Below are 19,276 nucleotides of genomic sequence, written 5' to 3' on the forward strand. Positions count from 1 at the left end.
GGGCTGTGCGTCGAAGGTATGCCGGGCGAGGTTGCGCGGGGGTGCGGCACGTTGCATCCGGTTGCGCCGCCGGCCGGATCAGGACTCGAGCTTCTCGATCCTGCTCACCAATCCCGCACGACGCGGCGAACGTGCGGGGAGCATCTCGAGGCACATGCGCAGCACCTCCACGTCTTCCGCACCTTCCGGGATGTCGGCGTACGCAAGCAGCACATCGATGCTGGCCTCGGTGAGCATCGCCTCGCGGAGCGCGGCACGGATGCCGTCACGCAGCTCTTCCACGCCGGGAGCGGTCGATTCCGGAAGAGCGGGACCTCGATAGGAGCGCAGCGCCACGCGATGGGCGCCGCGATCGAGCAACGAGAGCACGTTATGCGCATCGGTCTCCAGGGGCACGCCCAGACGATACGGCCGGGACTCCGGTGCGAGCTCGGGCGCGGAGCGCTGCAGTACCTTGCGCAACCGCACCATCTCGGGCCGCAGCGTGTCAGGCGATGCGCCTTCGCCGTAGACGAGTTCGGCCAGACGTTCTGCGGACATCCCCTGACGGTGGATGGCGAGCATGAGCAGGATCTCCGCATGCCGCGCGCTGAGTTCTACGACGGTCTCCGCATCGGTGGCGAAGACCTCCAGCAGCGCTCGATCCCTCCCGAGCACCCGCAGCATCGTCCTGATCGGGGCCGCGCGGCGCGCAGCTCTCCGAGGCGGGGCGGAGGCGTTCGTGCCGCGCGCTCGCAGCCTGGCCACCAGCAGTTCCGACTCGACGGCCCTCGCCGTGGCATCCACCAACAGGCGCGCCTGCGGCGTGGCGACTTCCGGCCCTCCGGTGACATCGATCACGCCGAGGATCCGCTTCGTCTCAGGATCGAGCACCGGCGCTGCCGTGCACGACCACGGGTGCACGAGCCGGTTGTAGTGCTCTGCCTGATGAATCTGCACAGACTCCCCGAGCCGAAGCGCAGTTCCCGGCGCGGATGTGCCGACCGCGCCCTCGGACCAGTCCGCTCCTGCGACGAATCCCATCTCGCCGCTGAGCACCCTCTTGTCCAGATCGCCCTCGACCCAGAGCAGACGTCCGGCGTGATCTCCCACGGCAACAACCACCCCCGACTCCGCGGGATCGCCCGGTAGCAGCAGTCTGCGGATCATGGCCATCGCATCAGCGAGAGGATGATCGAGCCGATACCGTTCGAGCTCTTCCGCATCGAGCGCGAGAGGAGGAAGGCCCTCAGCACCGACCCGCAGTCGCCAGGATCGCTCCCACGAGTCCCGCACCAGGGGACGCACGTTCTCGAGCCGTCGATCTTCGAGGTTCCCGGCCACGAGTTCCTCGTGCGCACGCTCGATCATCAGACGCGATGCCTCAGCGGAGACGTCACGTGATGCTGACCATGATGATGACAAGGCTCTCCTGTCTTCAGTGACGGAGCGTGATCTCAGTGTACGACGCCGCGGCAGGAGCGCACCGCTGTGCTCAGCCCCGCGTCGCCCACCATTCGCGCAGGCGCTGCTCGGCGACGTTCGCACCGAGCACGCCCTCGTCGAGCCGGAGGTCGAGCAGGAACTTGTAGGCCTCGCCGACCTCTCGACCGGGGCTGATACCCAGGGCCTTCTGAATCTGGTTGCCGTCGAGCTCCGGACGCATCGCGTCGAGCTGCTCCTGCTCGCGCAGGTCGGCGATGCGCTTCTCGAGATCGTCGTAGGCGGAAGCGAGACGGGACGCCTTGCGCTTGTTGCGGGTCGTGACATCCGCGCGGGTGAGGATGTGCAGGCGCTCCAGCAGATCACCGGCGTCACGCACATAGCGACGCACAGCGGCGTCGGTCCACGCTCCCTCTGCATAGCCGAAGAAGCGCAGATGCAGCTCGATCAGGGTCGCGACGGCATCGGTCGTGTCACCATCGAAGCGCAGGCCCTGCAGCCGCTTGCGCGCCATGCGCGATCCGACCACGTCATGGTGATGGAAGGTCACCGCCCCTCCCGGCTCGAGCTTGCGGGTGCGGGGTTTGCCGATGTCGTGCAGCAACGCGGCGATACGCAGCGGCACGTCGGGCGCGGCATCAGGGTGACGTGCGTGTTCGAGCTCGATCGCCTGGGTGAGCACGGTCAGTGAATGCTCGTAGACATCCTTGTGATGGTGGTGCTCATCGACTTCGAGGCGCAGCGCGCTGACCTCGGGCAGGAACTCCTCGATGAGCCCGGTGTCGACCAGCACGCGGATGCCGCGGGCGGGGTCGTCGGTCTGCATGAGGCGCACGAACTCGCCCTGGATGCGCTCGGGGCTCACGATCTTGAGGGTCTCACGCAGCCGGCCGATCGCCTCGAGGGTGCCCGCCTCGATCTCGAAGCCGAGCTGTGCACTGAAGCGCGCGGCGCGCAGCATCCGGAGCGGGTCGTCGCCGAAACTCACGTTCGGGTCGGTGGGGGTGCGCAGGATGCCGGTGACCAGATCTTCCACGCCACCGGTCGGGTCGATGAGCTTGACGGCGGGAACCTGCAGCGCCATCGCGTTGACCCGGAAGTCGCGGCGCACGAGATCGCCGTCGATCGTGTCGCCGAACTCGACCGTGGGCTTGCGGGTGACTCCGTCGTAGCTGTCAGCACGGTAAGTGGTGATCTCCACCTGCTCGCCGCGTACCCTGGCGCCGATCGTGCCGAAGGCGCGGCCGATGTCCCACTGCGTGGATGAGATCGGCGTCACGATCTTGAGGATCTCGTCGGGCGAAGCGTTCGTCGTGAAATCGAGATCGTTCACCTCTCGTCCGAGCAGCGCGTCGCGCACCGGACCGCCGACGACGGCGAGTTCGAACCCCGCAGCCTCGAACGCGCGCGCGACCTCGGCGACGACGGGCCCCTCGGCGAGCGCACCCAGACGAGCGAGTCCCTCGGCCATGTTGAGCATGGGTTCCAGAATACCGACCTGACGAGGACCATTCTGAATCCCTCTGATTAAATGGCCTCGTGAACTCTTCCAACGAAATGACAACCGCGTCGGCATCCTCCTCGATCGATCGGCGCACTTTCGTGAAGGCAACCGCCTGGAGCGTCCCGGTGATCGCGACGGCCGTCGCGCTTCCTCTGGCCGCCGCTTCCGTGCAGAACAACGCGATGTTCTTCTTCCCTTCCGTGCCGTCGGCCGATCTGGCCAACGATTTCACCGGCCCCCTCAGCTACACGGCGAACATCTTCTACGACTCGACTGATGCCGGCGACCCGACGATCGGCCTCTTCATCTGGACCCTCACGTTGAAGAACATCTACGACGAATCCGCTCCGTCGATCCCGATCGCGAACGGATCTCAGGAGATCAACAAGGGCGAGACCTGGACGACGTCCGACGTCTTCGACACGACAGCGGTACCCCGCGGTTACTACAGAGTCACCTTGGACGTGACATCGGCGCGCACGATCCCGACTTGGCGCGGCATCCGAGTCCTGGCACCGATCGCCGGCCTACGGGCGCCCGCCGACGACATCACGTTCGACTTCACAGCCGAGATGCACGATGACATCTTCAGCGATATCGACGTGCTCAACTACGCCGTGACCGTCGGCTACACCGGCGCTGACGCAGACCGCGCCTACACCGTCCCTTGGACATTGACGCTGCAGAAGCAAGGCGAGACCGACGTGTTGCAGTTCGCGACGTCCGACGCACTGACGGCGGTGGACGGACCGTATTACCACGACAACACCTACCGACCGCCGACAGCACTGACAGCGGGGACCTACACGGTGGAGGGAACCGCGCAGGGAACGGATCGCCCGATCCTCGTGCGGAAGACGATCGTCATCGCCTGATTCGTTCGCGGGACCCGGAGGAGTCTGCGACCCGCGACCGTCGCCGCCTCAGGTTCGGGCATGCAGTGCAGGACGCAGCACCGCGCGTTCACCCCAGCGACGCCGAAGCGACAGCATCCGGTCATCTGACCCCGGTCTGCTGGGGAGGCCGTGCGCTTGCGCGGCCTCCCCCTCCCGAAGGACTGACATGACCTCCCCCTCCCCTGCCGTGCGGTGGCGGCGCAGTGGACTCGCGTCCGCGGCGTTGCTCACTCTGCTGGGCGGTTCATTCGCCGCCCCCGCGGCCATGGCCGCATCGGTCGAAGCCGAGGTGCCAGACGCCCCGGTGATCACGACGGACACGACCTGGCGCTACCTCGACGACGGCACCGACCCATCGCCTGCCCCTGCCGGGGTCCGCGATTGGACCAAGGCCGACTTCGATGACGCCACGTGGCAGAGCGCCCCCGGCAGCTTCGGGGCGAAGCGCGGCGAACTCGCCAGCGTCGGACCTCATGTGCCGACGACGAAGTTGAATCAGTACCTCGACGGTTCGAGTGCGCCGAACGTCCCCACCTTCTTCTTCCGCACGACGTTCGAATTGGGATCCGGTGTCACCGAGCAGTTGGCGGCGCTGCAGAGCACCATCACCTACGACGATGCGATCGTCGTCTGGGTCAACGGCACCAAGGTCGCCAGCTACGCGGATGGCCGCATCACCGAGACGACGAACATCGAGTATGCCGGCGACAGCAACGGCGACCCGGTCACCAGCACGTTCTCCGCCGACGCCGGTGTGCTCCAGGACGGCACCAACACGGTCGCGGTCGCGCTGTACCAGGACCGCGACACGAGCTCGGACATCTACTTCGACATGTCTTCGCTGACGCTCGTGGAGGCATCCGAGCCGGGCCAGCCCATCGTCGCGCCGCCGACTCGAGTCGTCCTCACCCCGACCGAGACGCCCGCGACCTCGCAGTCGTTCTCGTGGCTCGCCGGTGACGCGTCGCACGCGTCCGGCCAGGTGCAGATCGCACCGGCCCAGGGCGGCGACATCCGCACGGTCGACGCGTACTCGGCCGGCGTGGCGGGTGGAAACCCGAACCAGCACTTCTCCGCCACGGTCGATGCCCTGACTCCGGCGACCGATTACCGCTACCGTGTCGGCCTCGAGGGCAGCTGGAGCGACTGGTTCGAGTTCCGTACGGAGGATCCGAACCAGAAGGACTTCCAGTTCGTCTACTACGGCGATGCCCAGATCGGTCTCGACACGACCTGGCCGAGCGTCGTCGCGCAGGCGGAGGCGAACGCGCCCCGCTCCATCGGATCAGTGCACGCCGGTGACCTCATCAACACCGGTGGCAACGACACGGAGTGGTTGAACTGGTTCAAGGGCATGCAGAACTCCGCCGTCAGCACCAACGTGATGGCCGCCCCCGGCAACCACGAGTACTCCGGAGACAAACTGCTCACCGCGTGGAAGGCGAACTTCGAGTACCCCCACAACAACCCCGCGATCGGTTCGATCGGCGATCTGGCGAACCTGGCGCAGGGCGACTCTGAGGTCGCGAAGCAGTACCGAGCGTACTTCGAGCACTGGGCGGAGTTCGCAGCCGAGACGGTGTACTTCACCGACTACCAGGACGTGCGCTTCATCACGTTGAACGCGACGCGCGACACGACCTTCCTCACCCCCTCGGAACTGCCGTCGTGCAACGGCGACGAGTGCCCGTCGACGAAGGTCTCCGAGATGTGGACGAAGTTCCAGGCGGCCTGGCTCGACGAGGTTCTGAAGAGCAGCCCGTCGAAGTGGAACGTCGTCACCTTCCACCAGCCGGTGTTCTCGGCATCCGAGGGTCGCGACGAGCCCATCCTGCGTGCGGAGTGGGTGCCGGTGTTCCAGAACAACGACATCGACATGGTGCTGATGGGCCACGACCACACCTACGCCCGCGGTTACGTGAACACGGATGCGACCGAGACCGAAGGCATCACGACCGGCCCGGTGTACGTCGTCTCCAACTCGGGCGCGAAGCACTACGAACTCGCACCCGACGCCGAGAACGTGTGGACCAACAACGGCGCGACCCAGGTACTTCGCGGCGCGGGTGTGACGACGTACCAGGTCATCGACGTCAGCGAGGGCCAGCTCGTCTACCGCTCGTATCTCGCGGAGAAGACCGAGAACGCCACGACCGACCTCCCCATCGGCGCGGTCTACGACGAGTTCACCGTCACCAAGGACGATTCGGGCGAGAAGTGGGTCACCGAGGCCGGCATCAACCCGCCGGTCGATCCAGAGCCCGAGGTTCCGGCGAAGATCGAGTTGAGCGCGACCTCGGTCGTCGCGGGAGAGAGGATCTCGGTCTCCGGCACCGGCTTCGCCGAGGGCGCAGAACTCGAGATCGAACTGCGTTCGACGCCGGTGACGGTCGGCACGGCGACGGCAGGTGCCGATGGCTCATTCACCACCGCAGTGACCATTCCGAAGGCCACACCAGCGGGTTCGCACACGCTCGCGGTCATCCTTCCCGACGGCACTGAGGTGACGGCCGGCGTCACCGTCGCTGTCGCCGGTGGCGGCGCGGATCCCGGTGCCGGCAACGGCTCAGGGGGCGGCTCGGTAGGTGGATCATCCGGTGATGGCGATCTGGCCACCACCGGCGCCGACAGCACCGGACTCATCCTCGGTGCCGTAGTGCTGCTCGCTCTGGGCCTCGGCCTCTTCGCGATGCGGCGCCGCCGGCACGCGGAGTAGCCAACGCGTCTCTATGGTGCGCCGTCGGGGCTCGGTCCCCGGCGGCGCATCGTCGTCCTCGGGGGCGCATCGTCGTTCCCGGCAGGAGTGCAGGGCGGGCGCTCAGCGCCCTGTCAGGTCACGCATCTCCCTGGCATGCCGGCGGATCATCGACATCAGGCTCGTCGACAGAATGAACGCACCGACAGCGGCGATCCCGATGAGAACCCAGATACCCTGCTCCGGGTCGATAAGCCCCAGCACGAAGATCAGGATCGCTGCGGCCGCGAGCGCGAGCCCTTCGACGAGGCCGAAGGTGACGAAGAACCGTGTCTGACGCTGCTGGTGCTGCCGCCTCAGCTCATCGACACGATGATCGTTCGAACTGCCGTTCAGCGAGTAGCTCATGCCGGAAGCGTAGCGGGCGTCGTCTCAGGCCGGGTCGCCCTGCACCGGACCTTCCGTGTTCGGCTTCCAACCCAGCGCCGGTGCGACATGGGTCGCGAACGACTCCAGCACGTGCAGGTTGTAGTCGACACCCAGCTGGTTGGGGATGGTGAGCATGAGCGTATCGGCAGCCATCACGGCCTCATCAGCAAGAAGCTGCTCGATCAGCACATCCGGCTCCGCGGCATATGTCTTGCCGAATGTCGAGCGGAAGCCGTCGATGATGCCGACCTGGTCACCGTTCTCGGCGCTGCGGAGGCCGAAGTACGCCCGATCCATGTCATTGATCAGCGGGAACACGCTGCGACTGACCGAGACTCGTGGCGAACCGGTGTGACCTGCGGCCTTGTACGCCGCTCGATACAGGTCGATCTGCTCACGCTGCAGCTCGTGGAACTGCGCGCCGGTCGCTTCGGTGAGGAGCGTGGAGCTCATCATGTTGAGGCCCTTGCGGCCGGTGTCCTCAGCTGTTGCACGCGAACCCGATCCCCACCAGATGTGATCGCGCAGCGTCTCCGATCGCGGCTCGATGGCCAGGTACCGCCCCTCGCCGACCTGTTGCGGGTCGCCCTGGACCACACCGGCGCCATCGATCGCCTCGAGGAACAGGTCGAACTTGTCCCGTGCGAGATCGGCACCGCGCGGGTCTTCCGAACCGACGTACCCGAACGCTTCGTAACCGCGGAGTGCGGTCTCGGGTGAACCACGGCTCACGCCCAGCGCTATGCGGCCGCGGGCGATGAGATCGAGGGCTGCGGCCTCTTCGGCGAACTGCAGCGGGTTCTCGTACCGCATGTCGATGACACCAGTACCGACCTCGATGCGCTCGGTCTTCGCCGCCATCGCAGCCAGCAGCGGCATGGGAGACGCCGCCTGGCGGGCGAAGTGGTGCACGCGCACGTATGCGCCGTTGACGCCGAGCTGATCAGCCCCGACCGTGAGGTCGATCGTCTGGTGCAGCATGTCGCCGGCGGTGCGAGTGCCAGAACCGGCGACGGGTGCGTAGTGCCCGAACGAGAGGAATCCGAAAGCCTTCATGCTCTATGCAACCGAATGGATGCTGCGTGCATTCCCATCCAGCCGGCGAGGCTGCCGGGGTGGGACGGCTCGCACGAATCGGAGGAGATCGCACGAAACGGAGGACCGGATGCCCGGACGTCATCCTCCGGATCACGCGAAGTCCTCCGGTTCACGCGGCACCAGGTCAGCCCGCAACCAGGAACCCGTCCCGCACGAGCTGGCGGATGCGGGGTTCGAGGTCATTCCACAGGTCGACGAGAGGCACCTCGAAGAGGTCGGCGAGGGCCGACACGATCTGGGTGACGCTGAGTTCGCCGTCACACGCGCCGACGAAGCCGGCGAGCGCCGAATCCACCGACACCGTGCGGCCGAGCCCTCCGCCCTGGCGCAGCTCGATCACACTCGGGTCGTCATCACCTGGCATGAAATGCCGCGCCTCGGTCACATCCCCGGCGGTGATGAGGGTGTGCGGGATGCCGTCGGCCAAAGAGTCGTGCGCGGCGAGCCCTTCGCCCAGCGCACGGCCAGGGGCCGACAGCGGCTGCGACACCGTCTCGAAACGGCGCAGGCGCGAAGGCACCGGATCTGCTGGACGACGCAGCAGCACATACCCGAAGCCGATCGCAGTGACGTCGCGCTCCGCGAAATCATCGAGCCAGGCCTCCAGCATCCGTCCGAAGGCATCCTCGCGAGGGGTTGTGCCGCCGTCGCGGATCCACAACTCGGCATAGCCGAGCGGCGTGAGTTCTTCGCGCTGGATCACCCAGACATCGAGCGACGGATCTATCCATGACTCGAGGCGAGCGAGACCCGTGGTCTTGGGACGCGACTCCCAGTTGCCGAGCAGCTGGGCGATCCCGCCGGGCGTGAGGTGCGAGGGAACATCGCGCACGAACTGCTCCACCAGCGCGTCGCCGATCAGCCCACCGTCCCGGTATTCATACGCCGTCACACCGTCGACGCGCGGGGTGATGACGAACGGCGGATTGGAGACGATCAGGTCGAACGCCTCTCCGGCCACAGGCTCGAACATGCTGCCCTGCCGGAAGGTCACATTGTTCACGCCGTTCAGACGCGCGTTGAGCTCGGCGAACGCCAGTGCTCGTGCCGAGATGTCGGTGGCGACGACCTCTCCCGCATGACGAGACACGAGTAGGGCCTGGATGCCGCATCCGGTCCCTAGATCCAGGGCACGGCCGACGGACACGGGCACGATCAGCTCTGCCAGCGTTCGCGACGCTCCGCCGACACCGAGCACGTGGTCGGCGGGCAGCGCCGTACCGAGCGCGAGCTCGTCGAGGTCGCTGGCGATCCACCATTCGCCGATGCCGTCCGCGTCCACGAACGATTGCGGCCGGATGAGCGCCGAAGGCACGACATCCTCTTCGAGAGCCCCATCATCGCTGGATACGGCGGCGAGTCCGAGAGCGATCAGACCGTCCACACCCAGCCGTGGCAGCGCTGCTGCGACCAGCTGGTGCGGCTGCGGCATCCCGAGCACGAAGAGGCGACCGAGCGTCGCCAGCGCGCCCACATCCCGCGCGATCGCGCGCAGCAGGGGTTCGCGAACGCCCCGACCGAGCGCATCATCGGCCTCTTCGCCCCAGAGGCGCCGCAGTGGCTCGGAACGGAAGTCGGCAGCATCCAGATCCGCAGCCAGTGCGGCAGCGAGAGACGGATCGGGCGTGGGTGGGAGCGCGTCGGACACGGCCGTCACTCTACGCGCCTTCAGGGTTCCCCTACCCCACCCGCTTAGAATCACAGGGTCACAACTCACGGGATGACCGCCGCGGTGCCCGAGGAAGACCAGAGACGTTGATCACCCCCCGATTCAGCCGTCGTGTGCGCGCGCAGCGCCGTGCACGCGGTGCCGTGGTGTTCGCGCTGGCCGCCGCGCTCATCGCCGCTCCCCAGCTGATCTCAGTGACACCGGCCGTCGCTGCCGAAGAAGCGCCCGAGGACGGCACCGTCGAGGTCTCACTCACGACGGGTGTGCACGGGGTATCGCAGCCCGGTTCACCTCTGCTGACCACCGTCACGATCGACAACGGCACCCGGGAGGAGCTCTCCCCCGGTCTGGTGAGCGTCGAACTGAATCGCACCGCTCTCGCGGACGGCGCCGCACTCACGGCGTGGCTCGATTCCGGACAGACTCAGGGCACGTTCTCATCGCTCGGAATCGAGGAATCGGAAGCGGTCGCGGCATCCGAAACCTCCACGACCTCGGTGTTGACCCCGGTCGGCGTGCTCGGCGCGCTGCCCGCAGGTGTCTACCCGATCCGTGTCAGCCTCGCTGCGAATGCCGGGTCGGCCATGACGCCGCCCACCGGCCAGAGCGTGCTGATCATCGAGGGCGGTACCGCTGCGCAGGTGACAGTGCTCGTGCCAGTGACGGCGACGCCGGCCGACGGTGGTCTGCTCACGGCTGAAGAGCTCACCGCGCTCACAGCCCCGGACGGCGCTCTCACCGCTCAGCTCGACGGTGTCGCCGGCACCTCAGCAGCGCTCGCTGTCGACCCGCTGATCCCTGCCGCGATCCGCGCGCTCGGCACCGCAGCGCCGGCCAGCGCACTCGGATGGCTGAACCGACTCGAGGTGCTCCCCAATGATCGGTTCGCGCTGCAAGCCGGAGACGCGGATGCGACCACGCAGTCGCGCGCGGACCTCCCCGAACTCCTGACTCCTCTGCCGCTCGCCTCTTATATGGATCCGAAGAACTTCGCCGCGACGGCGACGCCGACACCGGATCCCACTTCTTCCGCGACACCCACCCCGTCTCCGACGCCGACTGAGCCCGAGTTGCCGACCGACGCCGAGCTGATGGCCATCGAGCAGACGGCACCCGCCGTGCTGTGGCCGACGGCGGGGATCGACACTGCAGATCTCACGAAGTTCAATGAGTGGATGTCTGCAGATGTGACGACGATCATCCTGCCGTCGACCTCGATCGCCGCCCCCACTGGCGCTGTCGTCGACATAGACGGTAGTCGTGTGCTCGTGATGGACGCGGCTGCCTCTGCCGCCCTCTCGGATGCCGCCGCGGCGGTGGATGACGGAGCCCGCGAGCGCGAGATCGCCGAAGGCATCGCTCATCTCGCGCTGACCGGCCCCTCGCCGACGCTGCTGGTCGGGCTCGACCGGGATGAGAGCCGTACGGCGGAGGCCCTGCGCGAGACCATCCTGTCGGTGTCATCGATCGGCGATCCGACCGATTTCAGCACGTTGCGCACCACGTCACCGCAGTCGGCGACCCTCCGAGTGTCGGAATCGGATGCCGCGGAATCATCCGATCGCGCAGCCCTTCTGAACACGCTCATCTCCGACGAGTCGCGCCTGACCGACTTCGCGACGATCCTCCACGATCCGCTCGTGCTGCTCTCACCGGAGCGACTCCAGTTGCTGCGTCTTCTGGGTGTCGCGGATGCCGATGCGTACACCGCTGCGGTGGTCACGCACCGGACCGCGACGACGGCGACGCTCGACGCGGTGGGGGTGCAGGAGCCGAGCCCCATCCAGCTCTTCACATCAGCGGCCCCGCTGCCGGTGTGGGTGCGCAACGACCTGCCCTGGCCGGTCAACGTGCAACTCACGGCGACGCCCTCCGATGCCAGGCTCGATGTCCAGCCGTCCACGGAGGTCGCCGCCGGCGCGGCCAGCAACACTCGCGTCAAGGTGCCGGTGGAAGCTCGTGTGGGAAGCGGTTCGCTCAGCGTGCACTTCTCACTCGCTTCGCCCACTGGAGTGCCGATCGGCACCGATCAGACCGCCTCGGTCACTGTGCGCGCCGAATGGGAGACCATCGGCCTCGGCATCCTCGGCGGCGTCATCGCGTTGCTGTTCGTTCTCGGCATCGTTCGCACTGTCGTGCGACGGCGCCGGGATGCTGCGGATGCAGGCTCTTCGGATTGATCGGGCGACAGAGAGGCCGTTGCACCCGCTCGCAATGAGCACAGGTCACGCTGCGACGCACCCCGCGCCGCCGACTCCTGCTTTCCGCTCCACGAAAGCGTGCAGCCTTCCGGGAATGACTCGCGGTTACCATTGGTTGAAGCATTCGAAGCCAGCATCCTTCAGACCATTCGAAGCCGGCATTTCTAAGACGGGGAGCACATGCGTCAGGTCATCATCATCGGTTCGGGTCCTGCCGGATTCACGGCTGCCATCTATGCGGCGCGCGCCAATCTGAAGCCCCTTCTCATCGCGAGTTCCGTCGAGGTCGGTGGCGAGCTGATGAACACCACCGAGGTCGAGAACTACCCTGGATTCCCCGAGGGCATCCAGGGGCCGGAACTGATGGCGAAGTTCCAGGAGCAGGCCGAGAAGTTCGGCACCGAAGTCGTCTACGACGACGTCACCTCCCTCGAGCTCGACGGTCCGGTCAAGAAGCTCACCCTCGGCAGCGGCACCACGCACGAGGCCGCCACGATCATCTACGCGACCGGCTCGGCATACCGCAAGCTCGGCATCGAGGGCGAAGAGCGTCTCTCCGGCTACGGCGTCTCCTGGTGCGCGACCTGCGACGGCTTCTTCTTCCGCGAGAAGAACATCGCGGTCGTCGGCGGCGGCGACTCGGCGATGGAGGAGGCGACCTTCCTCACCCGCTTCGCCGACAAGGTCTACATCATCCACCGCAAGGATTCGCTGCGTGCCTCGAAGATCATGCAGGAGCGCGCCTTCGCGAACGAGAAGATCGAGTTCATCTGGAACACCGAGGTCGCCGAGATCACGGGTGCCGACAGCGTCAACGGCGTGAAGCTCCGCAACACCATCGACGGCACGACCAGCGAACTCGCGCTCGACGGGCTGTTCGTCGCCATCGGCAACGACCCGCGCACGCACCTGGTCCACAACAAGCTCGAGCTCACTCCCGAAGGCACGATCTGGGTCGACGGACGCTCTTCGCGCACCTCGGTGCCCGGCGTCTTCGCTGCGGGCGACGTCATCGACCCGACCTACCGTCAGGCGATCACGGCAGCGGGCACCGGCACGGTTGCGGCGCTCGACGCCGAGCACTTCCTCGCGGATTTTGACGACGCCTCCGTGGAGTTCCCCGCGGCGGAGGCTGCGGCGATCATCGCCTGACGGGAACACTTTCAACTCACACGCTGTTGTAGCGGGTGAACCTCAATCCAAGGAGAAATCTGATGACTGCCAAGGTAACGAGCCAGGCGACGTGGGACCAGGATGTGCTGCAGGCCGAAGGCCCCGTTCTGGTGGACTTCTGGGCTGAATGGTGTGGACCGTGTCGCATGGTCGCGCCGGTGCTCGACCAGATCCAGTCGGAGAACCCTGACAAGATCACGATCGTCAAGCTCAACGTCGACGAGAACCCCGAACTGGCCATGAAGTACCAGATCACGTCGATCCCGGCGATGAAGGTATTCCAGGGCGGCGAGGTCAAGACGACCATCATCGGCGCCAAGCCGAAGCCCGCGCTCGAGAAGGATCTCGCCGCGTTCATCGGTTGATCGCGCAGTGATCGAAGGCCCGTCTCTCCACTCGGAGAGGCGGGCCTTTTCTATATGCACCTCACGGCATGCATTGGTTCGTGACGCCGTCCGAGCCGGTACCGCGCGGATTCACTGCACGTCGGCGACGGTGGTATCCCACTTGCGGTGACGCGTCTCCACGCCGAGCAGGCGCCAGACAGCCGGCGTCAACTCCGGGTACTCGAGTGCGATCTGGCGCATGACGCGGTAGTTGCGCGTCGCGTTGGGGCGCACCCCGTCATTGGCTGCGATGTTGTCAGCGCGCAGCAGATAGACCACGAGTTCGTCGACACTGGGAAGATCTTCCATGAAGTCCCACGGGTCCTCACCGCTCAGCAGACGCTCCTGGATGAGAACAGCCAGTTCGTCGGCCGCCTCCGCCCTCAGAACTTCGAGGCTGGCACGGCGCGGAACGGCTTCTGACATACCTCAAGCCTACGCGCGCTTGCTGCCGCCTCGGCGCGGGAGGTTCACGACATCGGTCATCGTCTCGAGTTCTCTGCCCTTCGTCTCCGGCACCTGGTAGAACACGAAGAAGAACGATACGACGGCAAAGAACGCGTAGAAGCCGTAGGCGAACGTGAGCCCGATCTCCGCGAAGGCCGGGAACGTCGTCGAGATGAAGAAGTTCGCGACCCACTGCGCGGCTGCGGCCACCGCGAGTGCGCCGGCACGGATGCTGTTCGGGAACATCTCCCCCAGCAGCACCCATACCAATGGACCCCACGTCGCTCCGAAGAACACGACGAATCCGTTGGCGCAGATCAAGGCGATCAGCGACCATGGCTGCGGCAGCACGACGCTGCCGTCCTGCAGCGTGCCGAACGAGAACGCCACGGCCATCATGCCCAGGGTCACGGCCATGCCGATTGAACCGGTGAGCAGCATGGGCCGTCGACCCACCTTGTCCACGAGCAGAATTGCCACGATCGTGACGACGATATTCGTGACCGAGGTGAATACCGAGGTCATCAGAGCCTGGGATTCGTCGAATCCCACCGACAGCCACAGCGTCGTCGAGTAGTAGAAGATCACATTGATGCCGACGAACTGCTGGAAAACACTCAGCAGTATCCCGACCCAGACGATGGGTTTCAGACCGAACCGATCACCTCGCAGGTCGCTCAACGACTCGCGCTTCTCGGCATTCAGCGTCGAGCGGATCTCTTCGATCTTGACGTTCACGTCGGTCTCGCCGGTGAAGTCGAACAGCACTTGGGACGCCTTGTCGATCTGCCCGCGAGCGACCAGGAAGCGTGGCGATTCGGGCAGCCGAAGAGCCATGACTCCGTAGACGATGGCGGGGATCGCTTCGACCATGAACATCCAGCGCCAGGCGTCGATCCCGAACCACAGGACGTTGGCAGCGGAACCGGCGATGTTCGCCAACAGAGCGTTGGAGAGCAGCGCGGTGAAGATACCGGTCACGATCGCGAGCTGCTGCAGGGATCCGAGTCGGCCACGAACCTTCGCCGGCGATACCTCCGCGATGTAGGCAGGAGCGATGACGGACGCAGCTCCGACACCGATGCCGCCGATCACGCGCCAGACGATGAGGTCGATGACCCCGAAGGCAAGGCCCGAGCCGATGGATGAGGCCAGGAACAGCACAGCGGCGATCACCATCACAGGAATGCGGCCGAGTCTGTTCGCCAGGCTGCCGGCGAACCACGCACCGACGGCGCAGCCGAGCAGGGCCGACGACACGGCGAAGCCCTGAAGTGCTGGTCCGAGGTCGAATGCTCCGGCGAGAGCATCGACCGCTCCGTTGATCACGGCCGTGTCGAAGCCGAACAGGAAACCACCGAGTGCGGCGGCGATGCTGATTCCCACGACTCTGGCGCTGAGTCGACCGGCCGTGCGTTTCTTCTCTGACATGTGCCCTCCCCCGTCTGTGCTCACTCTAGGAGGCCAACCCGCTCCGACGCGAGTGGGCGGTCATTTCCTCAGGAGCCGTATCCTTCTTCGCCCAGCTCCGACAAGATGCGGTTGAGATCCTGGATCGATGCGAATTCAATTGCGACCTGGCCTTTTCTCGCACCAAGAGTGATCTTCACCCGGGTGTTGAGTCGGTCACCGAGCTTTCCCGACACTTCATCGAGATAGGCGCGGCGCGCTCCCGGTTGCGGCTTGGGGCTCCGCGCTCCGGTGGAGGGCACTGCTTTCGCCGCCTCCTCAGTCGCACGCACGGAGAGGTCTTCGTTGATGACCTTGTCGGCGAGCTTCTGCATCGCCTCAGGACTTTCGAGGGAGAGCAGCGCCCTTGCGTGTCCTGCCGAGAGAACGCCGGCCGCGACACGCTGCTGCACGGGCATCGGAAGCTTGAGAAGCCTGATCGTATTGCTGATCTGCGGACGGGAGCGTCCGATACGGGTCGCAAGTTCCTCTTGGGTGATGCCGAAGTCCTCCAGCAGCTGCTGGTAGGCGGAGGCCTCTTCAAGTGGGTTCAGCTCGGATCGGTGGAGGTTCTCGAGCAGCGCATCACGTAGGAGATTCTCGTCGGCCGTATCGCGGACGATCACCGGGATCGCCTCGAGTCCGGCTTCACGGGCGGCGCGCGTGCGGCGCTCCCCCATGATCAGTTCGTACTCGCCGTCGGCGTTCTTCCGGACGATCACCGGCTGCAGTACGCCGAACTCGCGCACGCTGTGAACGAGCTCCGCGAGGTCATCCTCATCGAAGTGCGTGCGCGGCTGACGTGGGTTCGGAACGATCTGGTTCGGGTCGATCTGGATCAGATGGATGCCGGGCACCGCAGTGAGATCGGGCTCATCCGTAGATGCCTCATCCGTGGATGACTCGTCCGGCACCGTGATCGTCATGTCGGCTGCTGGGCGCAGTGAAGCACCGGGGAAGAACACGTCGACCGGACGCTCCGCCTGGTCTGCGGTGGGGATGAGTGCGCCGATTCCTCGGCCCAATCCGGTGCGCTTTGCCATCAGTTCTCCTTGCTCTGCGTCTTTTGCGACGCGATTTCGACAGCGGCTTCACGGTATGCGATCGCTCCGGCGGATGCTCCGTCGTACGCGATCACCGTCTGGCCGAAACTCGGCGCCTCCGACACTCGCACAGACCGCGGAATGACCGTGTTCAGCACCTGATCGGGGAAATGCGTGCGCACCTCGTCGGCGACCTGCTGCGCCAGACGGGTGCGTCCGTCATACATGGTGAGCAGGATCGTCGAGAGGTGAAGTTCTGGATTGAGGTGCTTCTGAATCATCTGGATGCTGCCGAGCAACTGGCTCAGACCCTCGAGTGCGTAGTACTCGCACTGGATCGGGATGAACACCTCGGATGCTGCGGTGAACGCGTTGATCGTCAGGAGCCCCAACGACGGTGGGCAGTCGATGATGACGAAGTCAACAGTGTTTTCGATCAGGTACTGACTGAGCGCATTGCGCAGCCGGTGCTCCCGCGCGACTTGAGCGACGAGCTCGATCTCCGCCCCCGCGAGATGGATCGTACTGGGCGCGCAGAGCAGGTTCGGCGATTCAGGACTCTGCTGAATGATGTCGGCGAGGGGAACATCGTCGATCAGAACGTCGTAGACGCTCGGGGTCTCCGCATTGTGCGGGACACCGAGGGCGGTGGACGCATTTCCCTGCGGATCCAGGTCGATGACCAGAACCTTCGCCCCGAAGCTCGCCAGTGCGGAAGCGACGTTGACGGCGGTCGTCGTCTTACCGACGCCGCCCTTCTGGTTGGACACCGTGAGTACGCGCGTCTGCCCGTCGAACTGGACTGTAGTCGCCTCAAGTACACGCCTGCGCGCGCTCAGATCTGCGATCTCTCGTGCCAGTGGAGTATCTACCCCGAAAGTACTGTTCGGTGCTGCCTTTTCAGACTGTTTCACGTGAAACATCCGCTCCTTTCGGGACCGTGTTCCACTCTAATCGCTGGGGCGGACGTTGCGAACCGCCGGACATTCATCTGGCCTCCGATGTCGGGATCTGGGCCGAGTTCTTTCAGCCGAGCCCCCGCTTCGTCTCCATCGCGATGTTCGCTCGATCGGCCACCCGGGCTCCTCCCCCACTGACGTCTGCTCGCACCGCCAGTGGGACACAGGCTCGCGAGGGCGCCCGTCTTGACTGATGTTTCACGTGAAACGTGGCGTTGTCTCGTGGACTCGGCGACACATCTCGGGAGCGCGCGCCCGATCTAGACCGAGGAGATGGATGAGCACGGCGCGTGTATGACGGCCGAACATCGTTCTGCCAGCATCGGTCGTTGGCGCTCAGGTGGGCTCCGGCGGACCCCGCCGTAGAAGAGGCCGAGCGGGCCCGGCTACTCGAAGGACGCGAGGCGCGACAGACCACTCAGCCGAACCTCTTCACGAACTCCTCGCCTGGACTCCCCAGAGTCAGTCACATGACCTCCTCGGACTTGCGATCCCTGGTTCGACATACCGGCTACATGGGCGACCTGCACGCGGGTGGTTCTGATGGACGGAAGCGCTCGAGCAGCCGTGGGCATGGGTCCCTCCTCCACAACCGACGCGACCAACATCCCACTGAGTCACCTCCATCGATGCCCAACGGTCACGATGTTTCACGTGAAACGTTGAGACCGGACGCCTTGTCGCTCATGGATACGAACAAAGAGCACCGATCGGACGAGCGGCCACAGAGCATCGTCCATGATGAGAGCGGCTGCTTACTGGCACCCTTCGCGCTGAGGATGGAGCCACGTTCACAGCGTCGCCCTGCCACACGCAAAGACAAAGATTCTGGATCCGATGTTTCACGTGAAACGTTGAGTCAAACTACTCGGCCACGCGATCGCGAGGATCCCGAGATCGCAAGATCACTTGATCGCGAGCTCACCGTGAAACACGGCTACGAGTGCTCGCCCAAGAGTGACAACTCGTCCCAACACATCGCAACGTCGCCACTGATCGACCGAGACGCTCTCATCCCTCTGCATGGCCAGTTCCAGGCGCGATGGCAATCGCTCAACACAATCGAACCAAGCGAGCCTCGCCCGACTATGTTTCACGTGAAACACCACCGTCCAGCCCCGATGATGAACGCTAGAACTCGATCGCTCCCCGGGTGGATCGGGGCGCAGGATGCCGAGCGCACGAGCACCGGACGGCCCAGAAAGCGGTGTGGTCCCCGCACTGGCGGGAGAGTCCGCACCCGGAGCCCGGTAGCGCAGACAAATGCAGGAGCTAGCCCCGAACCGTAGCCCTTACGACGCGAGTCGTCTCGTCCAGCACACCCTCGCCCAGAACCTCGACACGCACGTCGCTGAGTCGGTACTTCTTGATCTGCTTTGCGGCCGCACCTATCTCCGCCGGCGCATTCATGCCTTTGAGTAGTGCGAGTTCTCCCCCATCACGCAGCAACGGTGCGGTGAATGGAATGAGTGTGCGCAGCGCACTCACGGCTCTCGCCGTGACGAAGTCGAACTTCTCGACCGTGCGTACATCTTCAGCGCGTGAACGCAGGACGTCGACGTTGTCCAGTCCGAGTTCGGTGACCTGCTCGTTGAGCCAGTTCACACGACGCTCCATGGGCTCCACCAGAGTCCATTTCACATCAGGTCGCGCGATAGCGAGCACGAGTCCCGGCAGCCCTGCACCGGATCCGATGTCCGCAGCAGATCCATGGAACAACGGCGCCGCGATCGCACTGTTGAGAATGTGACGCGTCCACAAGCGCGGAAGCTCGAGCGGGCCGATCAGTCCGCGCTCTTCTCCCTGCTCTGCAAGGGCCTTCGTGAACTCACGTGCGATGTCGATTCGATCACCGAACAGCGACTTCGCAGCACCAGGCTCAGCCTCGACAGAAGTCATGACTCT

The 19,276-nt window shown here is 65.3% G+C and carries 15 protein-coding genes; 5 read left to right on the forward strand and 10 right to left on the reverse strand.

Going from position 1 to position 19,276, the window contains the following annotated elements; translation table 11 throughout:
• Nucleotides 1-78: 78 nt before the first annotated feature.
• Complete coding sequence (locus QFZ46_RS08480) at nt 79-1,404, reverse strand: helix-turn-helix domain-containing protein (protein WP_307360356.1); 1,326 nt, start codon at nt 1,402-1,404, stop codon at nt 79-81.
• Nucleotides 1,405-1,474: 70 nt separating this feature from the next.
• Nucleotides 1,475-2,902, reverse strand: a complete 1,428-nt coding sequence (locus tag QFZ46_RS08485) for a CCA tRNA nucleotidyltransferase (RefSeq protein ID WP_307360358.1) — start codon at nt 2,900-2,902, stop codon at nt 1,475-1,477.
• 77 nt (nt 2,903-2,979) lie between these two features.
• Between QFZ46_RS08485 and QFZ46_RS08490 the strand changes: the two genes are divergently transcribed.
• Nucleotides 2,980-3,801, forward strand: a complete 822-nt coding sequence (locus tag QFZ46_RS08490) for a hypothetical protein (RefSeq protein WP_307360360.1) — start codon at nt 2,980-2,982, stop codon at nt 3,799-3,801.
• A 187-nt stretch (nt 3,802-3,988) separates the two neighbouring features.
• Nucleotides 3,989-6,538 carry a purple acid phosphatase family protein gene (locus tag QFZ46_RS08495; RefSeq protein ID WP_307360363.1) on the forward strand — a complete coding sequence of 850 codons (2,550 nt, stop codon included), beginning with the start codon at nt 3,989-3,991 and terminating at the stop codon, nt 6,536-6,538.
• Between the two features lie 102 nt (nt 6,539-6,640).
• Here the strand turns inward: QFZ46_RS08495 and QFZ46_RS08500 are convergent, their stop codons facing one another.
• The 3 genes from QFZ46_RS08500 to QFZ46_RS08510 form a co-directional block, all read right to left on the reverse strand.
• Nucleotides 6,641-6,925 carry a hypothetical protein gene (locus QFZ46_RS08500; RefSeq protein ID WP_307360364.1) on the reverse strand — a complete coding sequence of 95 codons (285 nt, stop codon included), beginning with the start codon at nt 6,923-6,925 and terminating at the stop codon, nt 6,641-6,643.
• Nucleotides 6,926-6,949: 24 nt separating this feature from the next.
• The gene (locus QFZ46_RS08505) at nt 6,950-8,002 is read right to left on the reverse strand and encodes an LLM class flavin-dependent oxidoreductase (protein ID WP_307360366.1); all 1,053 of its coding nucleotides are present in this window, start codon (nt 8,000-8,002) and stop codon (nt 6,950-6,952) included.
• Between the two features lie 166 nt (nt 8,003-8,168).
• Complete coding sequence (locus QFZ46_RS08510) at nt 8,169-9,701, reverse strand: DUF7059 domain-containing protein (RefSeq protein WP_307360369.1); 1,533 nt, start codon at nt 9,699-9,701, stop codon at nt 8,169-8,171.
• A gap of 98 nt (nt 9,702-9,799) precedes the next feature.
• Between QFZ46_RS08510 and QFZ46_RS08515 the strand changes: the two genes are divergently transcribed.
• The 3 genes from QFZ46_RS08515 (at nt 9,800) to trxA (ending at nt 13,452) form a co-directional block, all read left to right on the forward strand.
• Complete coding sequence (locus QFZ46_RS08515) at nt 9,800-11,893, forward strand: DUF6049 family protein (protein ID WP_307360371.1); 2,094 nt, start codon at nt 9,800-9,802, stop codon at nt 11,891-11,893.
• 201 nt (nt 11,894-12,094) lie between these two features.
• A complete protein-coding gene (trxB, locus tag QFZ46_RS08520) occupies nt 12,095-13,066 on the forward strand; it encodes a thioredoxin-disulfide reductase (RefSeq protein ID WP_307360373.1) in 972 nt (323 codons plus the stop codon).
• Between the two features lie 62 nt (nt 13,067-13,128).
• A complete protein-coding gene (gene trxA / locus QFZ46_RS08525) occupies nt 13,129-13,452 on the forward strand; it encodes a thioredoxin (RefSeq protein ID WP_033105602.1) in 324 nt (107 codons plus the stop codon).
• 111 nt (nt 13,453-13,563) lie between these two features.
• Here the strand turns inward: trxA and QFZ46_RS08530 are convergent, their stop codons facing one another.
• The 5 genes from QFZ46_RS08530 to rsmG form a co-directional block, all read right to left on the reverse strand.
• Entirely contained in the window at nt 13,564-13,899 is a 336-nt protein-coding gene (locus QFZ46_RS08530) for a tryptophan synthase subunit alpha (RefSeq protein WP_307360376.1), read from the reverse strand.
• Nucleotides 13,900-13,908: 9 nt separating this feature from the next.
• Entirely contained in the window at nt 13,909-15,351 is a 1,443-nt protein-coding gene (locus QFZ46_RS08535; protein ID WP_307360378.1) for a sugar porter family MFS transporter, read from the reverse strand.
• 68 nt (nt 15,352-15,419) lie between these two features.
• The gene (locus QFZ46_RS08540) at nt 15,420-16,412 is read right to left on the reverse strand and encodes a ParB/RepB/Spo0J family partition protein (RefSeq protein ID WP_307360380.1); all 993 of its coding nucleotides are present in this window, start codon (nt 16,410-16,412) and stop codon (nt 15,420-15,422) included.
• Entirely contained in the window at nt 16,412-17,335 is a 924-nt protein-coding gene (locus QFZ46_RS08545) for a ParA family protein (RefSeq protein ID WP_307360382.1), read from the reverse strand. Before QFZ46_RS08545 ends, QFZ46_RS08540 begins: the two co-directional genes overlap by 1 nt.
• Before the next feature lie 1,308 nt (nt 17,336-18,643).
• Nucleotides 18,644-19,270 (reverse strand): 16S rRNA (guanine(527)-N(7))-methyltransferase RsmG, encoded by a 627-nt coding sequence (gene rsmG / locus QFZ46_RS08550; RefSeq protein ID WP_307360384.1) that lies wholly within the window; start codon nt 19,268-19,270, stop codon nt 18,644-18,646.
• Nucleotides 19,271-19,276: the final 6 nt, after the last annotated feature.

Source organism: Microbacterium murale (assembly GCF_030815955.1).
GTDB lineage: Bacteria > Actinomycetota > Actinomycetes > Actinomycetales > Microbacteriaceae > Microbacterium > Microbacterium murale_A.